The sequence below is a fragment of the Accumulibacter sp. genome (genome assembly GCF_031732815.1).
Lineage (GTDB): Bacteria > Pseudomonadota > Gammaproteobacteria > Burkholderiales > Rhodocyclaceae > Accumulibacter.
The window spans coordinates 1-13,954 of sequence record NZ_JAVMKF010000299.1; the positions used below are offsets into that span (position 1 = coordinate 1).

Genomic DNA, 13,954 nt, shown 5'->3' on the forward strand with positions numbered 1-13,954 from the left:
GACCTTGCGGATGCGTGAACCGGAAAGCGAGGTATTGGTCAGCCGGGTGCGAATCTCCTTGTCGCGAATCTTCACGACGTACTCATCCTGCGCGTAGAGCTCGACAGTCTTCGGCCACATGTCGAGCAGCTTTCTTGCCCGCGGGTCGAGTTGGCTGTCCTTCCAGGTGATCAACTCGTCGAAGTCGCCCGCCGCTTTGCCGCAGCCAACGAAGAGCGCTTTTGCCGTGCGCAGGGCCTGCCGCTGGTGAGCGACCTGCGCCTGTTCCGCCGTATGCGCGTGATAGCTGCGGACGGCCTCGGCGATTTCGGCCAGATAGCGCACCCGCTGCGGGGGGACGATGGCGCGCTGGTTTGAAGACTTGCGCACGCCGACCAGCGGCAGCTTGCCGCGCTTGAGCTTGAGGCCACAGGCGCCCAGCTTGGCGATGATCGCCTGGTACAGGCCGGTGATTCCGTCGTCGTTGAAACGGGCGGCGATCGTACCAAAGACCGGCATTTCCTCGAGCCCCTGGGAAAACGCTTCGTGATTGCGCTGATACTGCTTGCGGACATCGCGCAGGGCATCCTCGGCGCCCTTGCGGTCGAACTTGTTGATCGCCACGAAATCGGCGAAATCGAGCATGTCGATCTTCTCGAGTTGCGATGCCGCACCGAATTCCGGCGTCATGACATAGAGCGAGGCGTCGACCAGCGGAACGATCGCGGCATTGCCCTGCCCGATGCCGGAGGTTTCGACGATCACCAGATCGAAGCCGGCAAGCTTGCAGGCGGCAATGACCTCCGGCAGGGCAGCGGAGACCTCCGAACCGGTCTCTCGCGTCGCCAGCGAGCGCATGTAGATATTCGGATGCTCAATGGCATTCATCCGGATGCGGTCGCCGAGCAGCGCGCCGCCGGTGCGCTTGCGTGAGGGGTCGATCGAGATGATCGCCAGACGCAGGGTGTCCGCCTGATCGATGCGGAAACGACGCACAACCTCGTCAGTGAGCGACGACTTGCCGGCACCGCCGGTACCCGTGATGCCCAGCGTTGGCACCTTGGCCGCTGCCGCTGCCTGAACGATCTTCTTGCGCAGCGCTTCCGGGTAGACGCCGTTTTCCAGTGCCGTGATGATTTGCGCCAGTTTGCGCCGATCACCAGCCTTCAAGGCAGCCAGCACGGCGTCCGGGTCTTTCGGCGCAAGGCCGGAAACATCGACGTCGGCCCGGCTGACGACTTCGTTGATCATCCCCTGCAAGCCCATCGTCTGGCCGTCTTCCGGCGAGTAGATGCGAGCGACACCGTAGGCGTGCAACTCGGCGATCTCGCTCGGCACGATGACGCCGCCGCCGCCGCCAAAAACCTGAATGTTCTCCCCACCCCCCGCTTTCAGCAGGTCGATCATGTACTTGAAGAACTCGACATGGCCGCCCTGGTAGGAGGTGATGGCGATTCCCTGCACATCCTCCTGCAGCGCGGCATTGACGATTTCCTGAACGGAACGGTTGTGCCCGAGATGGATCACCTCGGCGCCGGTCGATTGCAGAATCCGGCGCATGATGTTGATCGATGCGTCGTGCCCGTCGAACAGCGAAGCAGCGGTGACGAAGCGCACCTTGTGCTTGGGTTTGTAGGGCGAGAGCTTCTTGGCGATGGAAAGATCGGTCATGAGGTTCGGCTCCAAGAGAATCAGTCAGGTCGTTCAGCTAGCCAGGAACGACGCGCGGACGCACATGGTAGGAAGTTGACGGCAAGAAAGCCATTACCCGATGCGCCTTGCACAATGTAATTTCTGCCAACTTGAATTATTCTGTCAATACACAGTGTTGCGAGGAGACGATGAACGACCCTGAGAAGACTGCCAACGGCGAGCTGCCGACTCGCATGCCGCACACCGGAGGGCATGGCCCGGCCCCCCGGGCGACGGTGGCGATCGCCTTCGTGCACGGCATGCTGGCCGGCCTGCGGCACGCCGGTCGTGACCCGGCAGCCCTGCTTCGACGCGCGCAGCTGGCGCCCGAACTGCTGGGCGAGGCAACGGCGCGCGTTCCCGTCGACCGTTACGCCGATCTCTACAATCTGACCAACCAGGAACTTGATGACGAGGGCTTTGCTCTGTTTTCAGTGCCGATGCGAATCGGCACTTTCGAGTTCCTTTGTCGCAGCGTGATAACCGCGCCGACCCTGGCGGAAGCGATCGCCCGCAGCATCCGCTTCCTGCGGCTGGTCCTGCCCGATCTGAAGGTCAGCCTGAGCGGCGACGCGGAGCAGGCCAGACTGATCATCGAAGAGATGCGGCCGTTGTCGGTCGGACGCATTTTTGCTTTCGAATGGTTGCTGCGCTTGTTGCATGGGCTGTTCTCCTGGCTCGTCGGGCGCGTCCTGGTCCTCGACTCGGTAAGCTTTCCCTACCCGCGCCCAGCGCATGCGGACGACTACGCGCTGATCTACACGGCACAATCGACGTTCGATACGCCGACGTTGGCCGCCAGTTTCGCCGCCAACCTGCTCGATCTGCCGATTCGTCGCGACGAAGCCGCGCTGCAGGCTTTCCTCGACGGAGCTCCCGGCAAGCTGACGACGCTCTATCGACGCGACCGCGAAATGGTCCTGCGCGTCCGCAACGTTTTGCGCGAGAGTCTGCCCGGCGCGCCTTCGCAGGCGGCGGTGGCGCGCGCCCTGCACCTGTCGCCACGCACGCTGCATCGCCGGCTGGAAGACGAGGGGTCCTGCTTTCAGGCGGTCAAGGATGCCTTGCGGCGCGATCTGGCGATCAGCAGGCTGGCCAAGAGCACGCTGCCGATCGCGCGCATCGCTGGCGAGCTCGGCTTTGCCGATACTGCCGCCTTCTATCGCGCGTTTCGACGATGGACAGGAATGGGACCTGCCGGCTACCGCCGGAAACTGCAAAGCCTCGCCCAGCGACAACCGACCTGACCGGGCGGATCGGCGAGGAGGGACGGAAAAGCGTCTTGGCGGCGGTGCCCAAAGGTCGCTCGGGTGCAGGGTCGGGTCGGCGTGCTGCGGGCTCGGCGTCGATCACTTTTCGATCATGAAGCGAGTGGCATTCTCGAGGTCTGCGTGCGTGCTTCCGCCGTAAAGTGCGTTGACGAACTTGCGCCAGTTGAGATCCGGTTCTCCCATCTGGAAACCGTAGATACCGCCATCCGATTCGCGCGACGCGCAAACCTGGATGCGCGACACCTCGGCAGGCCCCAATTGAATGATGACTTCGCCCCAGACGTTGATCGGCACGTTCTTTACCGCGTGCGCGAGGAATCCATAGCGCGAGAGCTGAAAAATCTCCAGTCCAGCCGTGTTTTCAGTGCCATCGGGCGAAAGCACGGTGAATCTGGCCGGGCACCTGACCGAAAAGCGACGGTGCCGCCGACGGCTCTTGTCGTCCTGGTTTCCTTCCGGGACGACCGGCAGAACATCACGATAAGCCGGCAAGTCATAGATCGTATGCAGCAGACACTTCTTGCGGTCGCTCAACTGGGCAAAGACGTTTGTCCTGACGTTGAAGAAGTAGTTGAGCAGCTCGGGCGTGAGCACGGGATCGTTGGTCGTATAGAAGCGGCGCGGGGGTAGCTTGATATTGGGCAGTTGCACTTCGGTGAAGAAAGCATGCAGGTTCTTTTTGGGCGGCCGCGAGCCATAGTTCTTCTTGAAGATTGCCGGCGCCGAGCGCAGGTCCAGCGTTGCCCCGACGGCGGGTGCGCCGTTGACGAAATCGTAGTTTTCCACCACGTTCTGCGTCAGCCGCTCGAAGAAGAGCAGCGACTCGTACATTTCGATGTGCGCCGGATTGACCGCAATGACCAGGTGCCGGGTGTCGAAAAACGTCGTGCAATACTCGTACATGAACTTCATCAGCGGAAAAAGGATGCTGCCGCCGGTCCGTCGGAAGCGCTTATGAATGGCCAGAGCCGACACTTCGGCAATCTTGCCCTTCTTTTCCCGAATGGCCGTCAGATCGAAGATCCTCTGTAGCGGGAAGCCGAGGACGCTCTCGCGGATCAGCGAGAGCGTGCCGACAACCTCACCATCGTACTTCGCGCAAAGCGTTGTTGTCGTTGGCAGTGCGTGGTAGATCGTCACCCGCATGCCGGAGGGATCAGGTTTCATGAATCCGCTGCCAACGTAGGCGTCGTGCAGCAAGGTGAAACAGGCTTCGAGTTCCTCCTGGGTTTCGGCAATCTTCAAGACCAGTCGGTCGCTCGGCGCGGGATTGCAGTCTACGAAGTTACGGTACACGGCAAAACGCCGTTTTCTGGGAAGAAAGTTGAACGCCCTTCGCAGCATCCCGTGCATCAGTTTGCGTACCGGCAAGGCAATTTTCCTGATCATTCACATCCCCTCAGCAACGAACAAGCTCCGCCGAAAACACTCTTCATCGCTGGTAAGAACTCCCATGCTGCAGTCGATGGCCAAATGACCTAGAGCAATCGTGTACTGTACCGAAATCCGCGCGCAAGGTGCAGCGCGTCAGCGCGCTGCCGGGCGCCGCCTTGCCGCTATCTTACCAAACACCGTTTCGCCGGATTCTGTCTGTGACAACGGGCGACGCGCAATCGTGCGCCATGGTGCGTGAAGTCCTCGTCCACGCTTCAGGCGTGCCGATGGGTGGGTCGACGCACACCCAGGTGACCGGTCAGACGTTCGAGAAAGACATAGATCACCGGAGTCAGGTAGAGCGTCAGAAACTGCGAAGCGAGCAGGCCGCCGACGACCGCCAAGCCCAGCGGCTGCCGTACGTCACCGCCTGCGCCCAGGCCGAGAGCGATCGGCAGCGTGCCGGCGAGAGCGGCCATCGTCGTCATCATGATCGGCCGAAAGCGGACGACGCTTGCCTCGAAGATCGCCATCGATGCCGGTCGACCGTCCTGGCGCTGGCGCACCAGGGCGAAATCGATCATCATGATAGCGTTCTTCTTGACGATGCCGATCAACATGATGATTCCGACGAAGGCGTAGAGGCTCAGATCGACGCGAAAGATCATTAGCGTAAGCAAGGCACCGAGGCCAGCCGCCGGCAGGCCGGACAGGATGGTCAGCGGATGCACGAAGCTCTCATAGAGAATTCCCAGCACGAGATAGACCACCAGCACGGCGATCAGAAGGAGAATTCCCAGCCCCTGCAGCGAGGATTCGAAAGCTTGCGCCGTTCCCTGCAGACTGGTGCTCAGTGAAACCGGCAGCTTGAGTTCTTTTTCCAGTGCCTTGACGCGGCTTACCGCCTCGCCGAGCGAGACGCCCGGCAAGAGATTGAAGGAAATCGTCACCGAGGGGAGTTGCCCCTGGTGGTTGACGGTCAGCGCCTGCGTCTTGCGGCTCACCTGGGCGACCGTGTCCAGCGGTACCAGGCGGCCACTGGCGGCGCGCACGTGGAGGCGTGAGAGCATCGACGGATCGGCCTGGAATTCGCGCGCAACCTCGATGATCACCTGGTACTGGTTGGTTGAACCGTAGATCGTCGAAATCTGGCGCGCACTGAAGGCACTTTGCAAGGCGTCTTCAACTTGCGCAAAGCTCAGGCCCAGCGTCGTCAGCTTGTCACGATCGACTTCAAGTGCGACGACCGGACTGAGGTTGTTGAGGTTGCTCGTCACATCGATCAACCCGGGTAGGGCACGAATCCGCCCGAGCAACGTATTCGTCCACTGATACAGTTCGTCGAGATCGGCGTCCTGCAAGGTGTATTGGTACTGCGCAGCGGTGATCTGTCCGCCGATGCGAATCACCGGCGGGTTCTGCAGATACACCTTCAGGCCGGGGACGGCGGCGAGCTTGGGTCTGAGTTCCTGGATCACCTCGTCGGGCGTCAGTCGGCGCTCGCCCGGCGGTTTCAGCAGCATGAAGATCGTTCCGGTATTCGCGGTTGGCCGGATGCCGCCGGCGCCGACCGACGACATGAACGAGCGGATGTTCGGGTCACGCGCAACGATCGCGGCGGCTGCCCGCTGATGCTCGACCATCGAGGCGAAGGACGCGTCCTGAGCAGCTTCGGTGAAGGCAATCAGTCGTCCGCTGTCGCCGCTCGGGATGAAATCCTTCGGAACGATGGCGAACAGGGCGCCGGTGGCCAGCAGGCTGGCGCTAAAGGTGGCCAGAACCCATCCCGGCCGCGCCATTGCCCAAGCCAGACTGCGTTCGTAGGCCGCCAGCAAAGCAGCGAAGAAGGCTTCGAAGAGAGCGAACACTCGGCCGTGCTGCTGCTGCGCGGCGGGCTGCAGATAGCGGCTGCAGAGCATTGGCGTGAGGGTCAGCGAGACGAAACCGGAAACCAGAATCGCAATGCAGATGGTCACCGCGAACTCGCGCAGGAGGCGACCGACGATGCCGCTCATGAAAAGCACTGGAATGAACACGGCAACCAGCGATAGCGTCATCGAGACGATCGTGAAACCGATTTCCCGCGCCCCGTTGATCGCCGCAGCGAAAGGCGCCGCGCCCGCTTCAAGATGGCGAACGATGTTCTCCAGCATGACAATGGCGTCGTCGACGACAAAGCCGACGGCGAGCGTCAGGGCAAGCAGTGAGAGGTTGTCCAGGCTATAGTCGAGCAGATGCATCGCAGCAAAGGTGCCGATCAGCGATATTGGCAGGGCCAGGCTGGGAATCAGCGTCGCCGAGGCGTTGCGCAGAAAGACGAGGATGACCAGGACGACGAGAAAACCGGCGAGCAGCAGCGTGAACTGCACATCCTCGATCGCTTCGCGGATCGAAATGCTGCGATCGTAGAGGATGTTCATCGTGATCGCCGCTGGCAGTTTGGCCTGGAAACCGGGCAGTATCTTGCGGATCGCATCGACTGTCGCGATCGTGTTGGCGCCCGGCTGACGTTGAATCGCCAGAACGATGGCGCGCTGGTCGACGTTCCAACTGGCTATCCGGTCGTTCTCGACGCCATCGACCGGCGTCGCCACCTCTTCCAGGCGAACCGGCGCGCCGTTGCGCCAGGCAATGATCAGCGGCCGAAAAGCCGCAGCGTTCGACAGTTGCCCATTGTCCTTCAAGGCAAAGGTCTGTCGGGTGCCGTCAAAGCTGCCGATCGGCTGGTTGACGTTGGCTTGTGCGATCGCCTGCTGCAGTTCATCGATCCCCAGGCCGCGTGCCGCCAGGCGATCGAGGTCGGCGCGAATTCGTACCGCGTATTTCTGCGCACCCAGGACCTGAACCTGGGCAACGCCTGGAATCGTGGACAGGCGTTGCGCCAACTGCGTCTGGGCATACTCGTCGACCAGCGGCAGTGGCAGGGTGGTCGACGAGAGGGCAACGTAGAAAATCGGCGAGTCGGCCGGGTTCACTTTTCGGAACGACGGCGGTGCGGGCAGGTTCGGCGGCAGCTTGCGCAAGGCGCCGGAGATTGCCGATTGCACGTCCTGGGCGGCGGCATCGATGCTGCGCTCGAGCGAGAACTGCAGGGTTATCGAGGTCGATCCCTGGGCACTCGTCGAACTCATCGAGTCCAGCCCGGCAATGGTCGAGAACTGACTTTCGAGTGGCGTCGCGACCGCCGCTGCCATCGTTTCCGGCGATGCCCCGGGCAGAGTGGCGGTGACCGAGATGGTCGGAAAGTCGACGCTTGGCAGTTCGGCCACCGGCAGCCCACGGTAGGCGATGATCCCGAAAATGAGCAGCCCGACGACGAGCAGCGTGGTCATCACCGGGCGGCGTATGCAGAGTTCGGAAAGCTGCATCGGCCGGCGCTTTCTAGGATTGGTTGGCGCTTGCTGGCAGGCTGGACGCCTCCGGGGTGGCGTGCACTTTGCTGCCTGGGCTCAACCTGAGCTGTCCGTCGGTGACCACGCGTTCGCCGGCCTGAATCGCTCCGCTCACCGCAGTCACCCCGGCAAAGCTTGCGCCAACGCCTATCCGCCGCAGTTCGGCGGAGCCCTCGGCGTTGACGGCAAAGAGGAATGGGCCTTCCGATCCGTGCTGGATCGCCTGATTCGGCACGACGACGGCTTGCCGCAGCGTATCTAGGGTCAAGGCAACGTTCAGAAACTGGCCGGGCGTCAAAGCTTCGTCGTCGTTGTCGACGACGGCCTTGAGCTGAATCGTGCCGGTTGCCGTGTCGACCGCATGGTCGATGAAGCGTAGCTCACCGCCGAAGCGCCGCCCGGTTTCGCCCGGTACCGTCACCTCGACCTGCAGGCAAGCGGGCCGCCGGCAGCTCGCCGCGCCGCCACCCCGAGCCAGCGCCTGGCGCAGGCGCGGCAGATGCTTTTCCGGGACGGAGAACGTGACGTACAGTGGGCGAACGCGATTGACTACGGCGAGAACGGTTTCGTTGAGCTTGACCGCTGCTCCGGGAAAGACCAGATGCGCACCCACGACACCGGCGAAAGGTGCGCGGATTGTCGTGTACGAAAGCTGCGCGCGTGCCAGCTCTACCGCCGCACGGTCAGCGCGCAGCGTCGCAGCGGTCACCGCTTCGACCGTGCGCGTATCGTTGACCTTCTCATCCGAGATGAAGCCGCGCTCGCGCAAAGCAGCCTGGCGTGCGCTATCCATCTGCGCTTTGCTCAGTTGTGCCGCACTCCTGCCCAGGCTCGCTTCTGCCTGGCGCAGGCGCAAGGTAAGGTCGGCAGGATCGAGCCGGACGAGTTCGTCGCCCGCGCGCACACGCTGCCCGGGGGAAAAGACGACGGCTGCCACCTGTCCATCGACACGGGACTTCAGGCTGACCGTTTCGTAGGCCTCGCCCCGCCCGACGACCTCGAGCACTACCGGCAGGTCGCTGACCGTTGCCAGCGCGACGCTGACCGGGACCGGCGGCGGCACCTTGGCCGGCGTGTTCGCGTCGGTACGGGACGAAACGCGATAGCCGTACGCAGCAATGGCGACGAGGGAGAGCAGGAGCGCTGCCCCCCACCAGGAACGCCGGCTCATCGTTTCCGACATCCTTCCGCGCCGGGGAGCACTACCTCAGGCAGGACGATCAATACACGCCAGCGCACGTTCGATTTCGTCGATGCCACCCGGGCGGACCAGACGTTCGACCTCGCGACCGTCGCTAAGAAAAATCAGCGTCGGCCAGAGCTTGACGCGGAATGATCGCCCAAGGCGCCGCCCCGGCCCGTCTTCGATGCGCAAGTGGCGCACCTGTCGGTGCTCGGCGAGCGCTTGCCGGATCAGCGGCTGAGCGGCCTGGCAGTGCTCGCACCAGGGCGCACCAAACTCGACCAGTGTGGGTCCGGCAAGCGCATCGATTTCGTCGCGCGCCGGCTCGCTTGCAAGGTAAGGGGTATTCACGTCAGCAGTCTTTCGGCGGGTGGAAGAAGGAAGCAGCCGCCGAGCCAGCCGTCGGTCGAAGCCGAACGGGTAACGCGGACACGGTTGCCGGCCGGCAAAGCATACAGCGAGCGGCTTGCCCCGACGAACGGCCGCCGGGACACGAAACGGCTAGGCATAGTCGACACGCACGTTGTCGGTGCTCAGCCATTCGCTCAAGGCGGTGAGCAGTTCATCCTCCAGGCGCACCCGGCTGGCGTCGCCAAAAAGCAGTTCGCACGCTGCTTCACGGTTGCAGTAGGCGAGGCGAACCGGGCAATCGCCCGGGGTATACGGGGCGAGAAGTGCACGCAGCCTTTGCACCGCGGCGCTCGGGTTGCTGCTCGCCTGACCGTTGAGCGACAAGCGCAGGTGGCGAGCGAATCGGCTGCGCGCTTCGGCAAGCGTCAACAGACGGTCGGCGACGACCTTGATGCGGCCCTCGCCGGCAAAATCATCGCGCTGCACCTTCCCTTCGACGATCAGCACCTCGTCTTCCCTGATCTTGCTGCGCTCGGCTTCGAGCACTTCGTTGAATACCGAGACCTCCAGCGAAGTAGTGCTGTCGTCGAGCTGGACGAAAGCCATCTTGCCGCGTGTGGTCAGCTTGCTGCGCACGCCGACGACCAGTCCGGCGAGGTACTGGCTTTCCTTGCGTACTTCGAGCGCCGCCAGTGGGCGCGCGACGAAACGCGAGACCTCGGCCTGCACGGCGTGAAAGGGGTGACCCGAAAAGTAATAGCCCAGGGCCAGCTTCTCTTCGTTGAGCTTCTGTCGCTCGCTCCAGGCTGGGGCTTCGACGTAGCGCGCGCCCTGCCCGTCCTGAAAATCGGCGTCGCCGGGAAGGAGATCGAAGAGGCTCGCCTGCATCGCGTTGCGCTCAGCCTGTTCGGCTGCTTCCATGGCGATCCCGACCGAAGCCAGCAGGCGTGCCCGCTGAGTGTCGAGCGAATCGAAGGCACCAGCGCGGATCAAGGCTTCGATCGTCCGCCGGTTCACCAGACGCTTGTCGGCGCGCCGAGAAAAGTCGAACAGATCCTTGAATGGGCCTTTCGCCTGGCGCGCCTGGATGATGTTGTTCACCGCCAGTTCGCCCGTTCCCTTGACTGCTCCAAGGCCATAGCGGATGGTTGAGCGATCGACCGGGGTGAAGCGATATTCGGAAGCATTGATGTCCGGGCCGAGGATACGCAGGCCGTTCGCCACCGCATCGTCGTGGAAGATCTTGACCGCGTCGGTATTGTCCATGTCCGACGACAGCGTCGCCGCCATGAACGCGGCGCCATGGTGCGCCTTCAGCCAGGCGGTGTGATAGGTGACGACGGCATAGGCAGCGGTATGCGACTTGTTGAAACCGTACTCGGCAAACTTTTCCATCAGGTCGAAAAGCTGCATCGCCAGCCTCTCGTCGTAGCCCCGCTTCTTCGCGCCAACGCGCATCAGGTCGCGATGCAGCGCCATCTCTTCCGCCTTCTTCTTGCCCATGGCCCGGCGCAGCAGGTCCGCAGCACCGAGCGTGTAGCCACCGATGATCTGGGCGATCTGCATCACCTGTTCCTGGTAGACGATGACGCCATAGGTCGGCTCGAGGCAGGTCTTCAGATCATCGATGAAGTAGTCGATCTTTTGCTGCCCTTTCTTGCGCAGAATGAAGTCATCGACCATTCCCGAGCCCAGCGGCCCCGGTCGGTAGAGCGCAAGGACCGCGATGATGTCCTCGAAGCGGTCAGGGGCGAGTTTGCGGATGAGTTTTTTCATCCCCTCCGATTCGACCTGGAAGATCGCCGTCGTGTTGCCGTCCCGGAGAATCTGGTACGCCTGCGGATCGTCGAAGGGTAGCGCACTCAGATCGGGGCGCTGCCCGCTCAACCGTTCGACGTAGTTCAGTGCGAGTTCGATGATCGTCAGGTTGCGCAGACCGAGGAAGTCGAACTTGACCAGACCGATCTTCTCGACATCGTCCTTGTCGAACTGCGAGACGACCGAGCCTCCGCCGTCCGCCGAGTAGACCGGACAGAAATCGGTCAGCTTGCCTGGCGCGATGAGCACGCCGCCAGCGTGCATCCCGACGTTTCGGGTCAAATCTTCCAGACGGGCGGCGAGGTCGAACAGCTCACGGACTTCCTCCTCTTCGTCTATCCTGGCCTTCAGTTGCGGTTCAGCGACGATGGCCTTGGCCAGTGAGAGCGGCTTGTTGGCCTCGACCGGAATCAACTTGGAAATCTGATCGCAAAAGTTGTACGGCAGATCGAGCACCCGACCAACGTCGCGGAGTACCGCTCTTGACGACATCGTGCCGAAGGTGACGATCTGCGATACGGCAGCGGCGCCATATTTCTGGCGCACGTACTCGATCACCCGCCAGCGGTTGTCCTGGCAGAAGTCGATGTCGAAGTCCGGCATCGAAACACGCTCGGGATTGAGGAAGCGCTCAAAGAGCAGCGCGTAGCGCAGGGGGTCGAGATCGGTGATGCCAAGTGCGTAGGCGACGACCGAGCCGGCGCCCGAGCCGCGGCCCGGCCCGACCGGACAGCCATTGCGCTTGGCCCAGTTGATGAAGTCGGCGACGATCAGGAAATAGCCGGGAAAACCCATCTGAATGATGGTGTCCGTTTCGAGCTGCAGGCGTTCGTCGTAGGCTGCGCGCTGCGTGGCACGCGCCAGTTCGTCGGGGAAAAGCTGCTGCAGTCGCTTCTCCAGGCCGGCGCGCGCTTCCTGGCGCAGGAAATCGGCCAGTGTGATGCCTGCCGGCGTCGGGAAATCAGGCAGGTAACTCTTGCCGAGGGTGATCTGCAGATTGCAGCGGCGGGCAATCTCGACCGAGTTCTCGAGCGCCGCCGGCAGGTCGGCAAAGAGCTCGGCCATTTCCTCGCCCGACTTGAAGTACTGCTCTTCGGTATACGGTCTGGGACGCCGGGGGTCGCCCAGCATATAGCCTTCGGCGATGCACACGCGTGCTTCGTGCGCCTTGAAGTCGCCTCGTTCGAGGAACTGGACCGGATGCGTGGCGACCAGCGGCAGATCCATTTCTGCCGCCAATGCCGCCGTTTCGGCGACCAGCAGTTCCTGCTGCGCCTGGCCATAGCGCTGCACCTCGAGATAGAAGGCGTCCGGGAAAAGCGCCTCCCAGAAGCGCGCCCGGCTTGCCGCCTGGGCCTGATTTCCCTGCAGCAAGGCCTCACCGACATCGCCCGCGCCGCCGCCCGACAGTGCGATCAAACCGTCGACGCCCACCTCGCGCAGCATTCGCCGGGTAATCTCGGCGCGCCCGCGAACCCGCGGCGCGAGGTAGGCGCGCGACAGGAGATCGCAGAGCTGCCGGTAACCCAACTGTGAACGGCAGAGCAGGACGAGGCGATACGGACGATCGGGGTCAGCTTCGTTGGCCAGGGTAACGTCGCTGCCAAGCAGCGGCTTTATTCCGTTGCTTCTCGCATACGAGTAAAACTTGACCAGCCCGAACAGATTGCTCAGGTCGGTAAGTGCCAACGCCGGCATGCCGTAGCTTGCCGCCCGCGCCACTGCGTCTGGCAGGCGAACGATGCCTTCGGTAACCGAATACTCGCTATGCAGGCGAAGATGAATGAACGGTGGGGCGGACATCCGGTCATTTTACCGCGCCGCGCGCACCGATCGGAGTTGATCACTGCGTGCACCGCAGCGCGTGGCAATCGTCGGCCGACTGCCACCGGGCCGTCACCGGCCCGTCACCAAGCTGTCACTAGGCCGCCACCAGCGGGGCCAGGCTGAGGCGCATCTTTTGCAGCGCCTTGGCTTCGATCTGGCGAATCCGCTCCGCCGAAACGCCGAATTCGGCGGCAAGTTCGTGCAGGGTCGCCGAGCTATCATCGCTCAGCCAGCGAGCTTCGACGATTCGCCGGCTGCGTGCGTCCAGGCTGGCCAGGGCGCTCTGCAGCCCCTCGTCGTGCAGCGAGTCGCGCGCACGCGCTTCGAGCACCCGTGTTGGCTCGCTCGAGTGATCCGCCAGATAGGCAATCGGGGCAAAGGCATCTTCGTCGTCGCTGTCGCCATCCAGCGCCAGGTCGTGCCCAGCCAGACGAGTATCCATTTCAAGCACGTCATCCGCTTTGACGTTCAGGCGCTGGGCAATGTCGGCAACCTGCAGGGGGTTGAGCGCCTCGCTGCCTTCGCGCATGCTGCGCAGGTTGAAGAACAGTTTGCGCTGCGCCTTGGTTGTCGCCAGCTTGACCATGCGCCAGTTCTTCAGCACATACTCATGGATTTCCGCCTTGATCCAGTGGATGGCAAACGAGACCAGACGAACGCCGCGCCGCGGGTCGAAGCGCTTGACGGCTTTCATCAGACCAATGTTGCCTTCCTGAATCAGATCGGCGTGTGGCAGACCATAGCCGAGATAGCCGCGCGAGATCGCGATGACCAGCCGCAGATGCGAGAGAACGAGCTGACGCGCCGCGTCCAGATCATTCTCCTCGCGAAAGCGCGTCGCCAAACTGAACTCCTCGTCTTCGCTGAGCACGGGAAAGCGCCTCGCCGCCTGAATGTACGCGTCGATGGTGCCAACCGCAGAGAGCGTGGGCAGGCTGATTGCTTGGGTCATTTGGCTTGATTCCTCCTCGGAAATGACTTTTCCGTTCCATTTTAGCACTCGCGCGGTGAGAGTGCTAATGTCGCTCAAAGTTCAGTCCCGCTGCTCGAATCCATCCGGCCCTCAG

Annotated in this window: 8 protein-coding genes; 1 reads left to right on the plus strand and 7 read right to left on the minus strand. The window is 62.7% G+C overall.

Going from position 1 to position 13,954, the window contains the following annotated elements; all coding sequences use genetic code 11:
• Positions 1-1,650: cobalamin-dependent protein (locus tag RKP46_RS17395; RefSeq protein ID WP_311107790.1), on the minus strand; the 1,650-nt coding region annotated here is incomplete at its 3' end.
• A 170-nt stretch (positions 1,651-1,820) separates the two neighbouring features.
• Here RKP46_RS17395 and RKP46_RS17400 point away from each other — a divergent pair.
• The gene (locus tag RKP46_RS17400) at positions 1,821-2,918 is read left to right on the plus strand and encodes an AraC family transcriptional regulator (RefSeq protein WP_409194163.1); all 1,098 of its coding nucleotides are present in this window, start codon (positions 1,821-1,823) and stop codon (positions 2,916-2,918) included.
• A 102-nt stretch (positions 2,919-3,020) separates the two neighbouring features.
• On the opposite strand, the gene RKP46_RS17405 is transcribed toward RKP46_RS17400, so the two are convergent.
• The 6 genes from RKP46_RS17405 to rpoH form a co-directional block, all read right to left on the minus strand.
• Positions 3,021-4,331, minus strand: coding sequence for a GNAT family N-acetyltransferase (locus RKP46_RS17405; RefSeq protein WP_311107791.1), 1,311 nt, complete (start codon positions 4,329-4,331; stop codon positions 3,021-3,023).
• Positions 4,332-4,591: 260 nt separating this feature from the next.
• The gene (locus RKP46_RS17410) at positions 4,592-7,684 is read right to left on the minus strand and encodes an efflux RND transporter permease subunit (protein ID WP_311107792.1); all 3,093 of its coding nucleotides are present in this window, start codon (positions 7,682-7,684) and stop codon (positions 4,592-4,594) included.
• Between the two features lie 13 nt (positions 7,685-7,697).
• A complete protein-coding gene (locus tag RKP46_RS17415) occupies positions 7,698-8,879 on the minus strand; it encodes an efflux RND transporter periplasmic adaptor subunit (RefSeq protein WP_311107793.1) in 1,182 nt (393 codons plus the stop codon).
• A 36-nt stretch (positions 8,880-8,915) separates the two neighbouring features.
• Positions 8,916-9,242, minus strand: a complete 327-nt coding sequence (locus tag RKP46_RS17420) for a thioredoxin family protein (protein ID WP_311107794.1) — start codon at positions 9,240-9,242, stop codon at positions 8,916-8,918.
• A 150-nt stretch (positions 9,243-9,392) separates the two neighbouring features.
• Positions 9,393-12,863, minus strand: a complete 3,471-nt coding sequence (gene dnaE, locus RKP46_RS17425; RefSeq protein WP_311107795.1) for a DNA polymerase III subunit alpha — start codon at positions 12,861-12,863, stop codon at positions 9,393-9,395.
• Between the two features lie 118 nt (positions 12,864-12,981).
• Entirely contained in the window at positions 12,982-13,839 is an 858-nt protein-coding gene (gene rpoH / locus RKP46_RS17430) for an RNA polymerase sigma factor RpoH (RefSeq protein WP_311107796.1), read from the minus strand.
• Between the last annotated feature and the right edge of the window lie 115 nt (positions 13,840-13,954).

Bases quoted from the DNA above. Each gene is read 5' to 3' on its own strand.
- rpoH (WP_311107796.1), bottom strand. From the start codon at position 13,839: ATGACCCAAGCAATCAGCCTGCCCACGCTCTCTGCGGTTGGCACCATC.
- RKP46_RS17410 (WP_311107792.1), bottom strand. From the start codon at position 7,684: ATGCAGCTTTCCGAACTCTGCATACGCCGCCCGGTGATGACCACGCTG.
- RKP46_RS17405 (WP_311107791.1), bottom strand. From the start codon at position 4,331: ATGATCAGGAAAATTGCCTTGCCGGTACGCAAACTGATGCACGGGATG.
- RKP46_RS17415 (WP_311107793.1), bottom strand. From the start codon at position 8,879: ATGAGCCGGCGTTCCTGGTGGGGGGCAGCGCTCCTGCTCTCCCTCGTC.
- RKP46_RS17400 (WP_409194163.1), top strand. From the start codon at position 1,821: ATGAACGACCCTGAGAAGACTGCCAACGGCGAGCTGCCGACTCGCATG.
- dnaE (WP_311107795.1), bottom strand. From the start codon at position 12,863: ATGTCCGCCCCACCGTTCATTCATCTTCGCCTGCATAGCGAGTATTCG.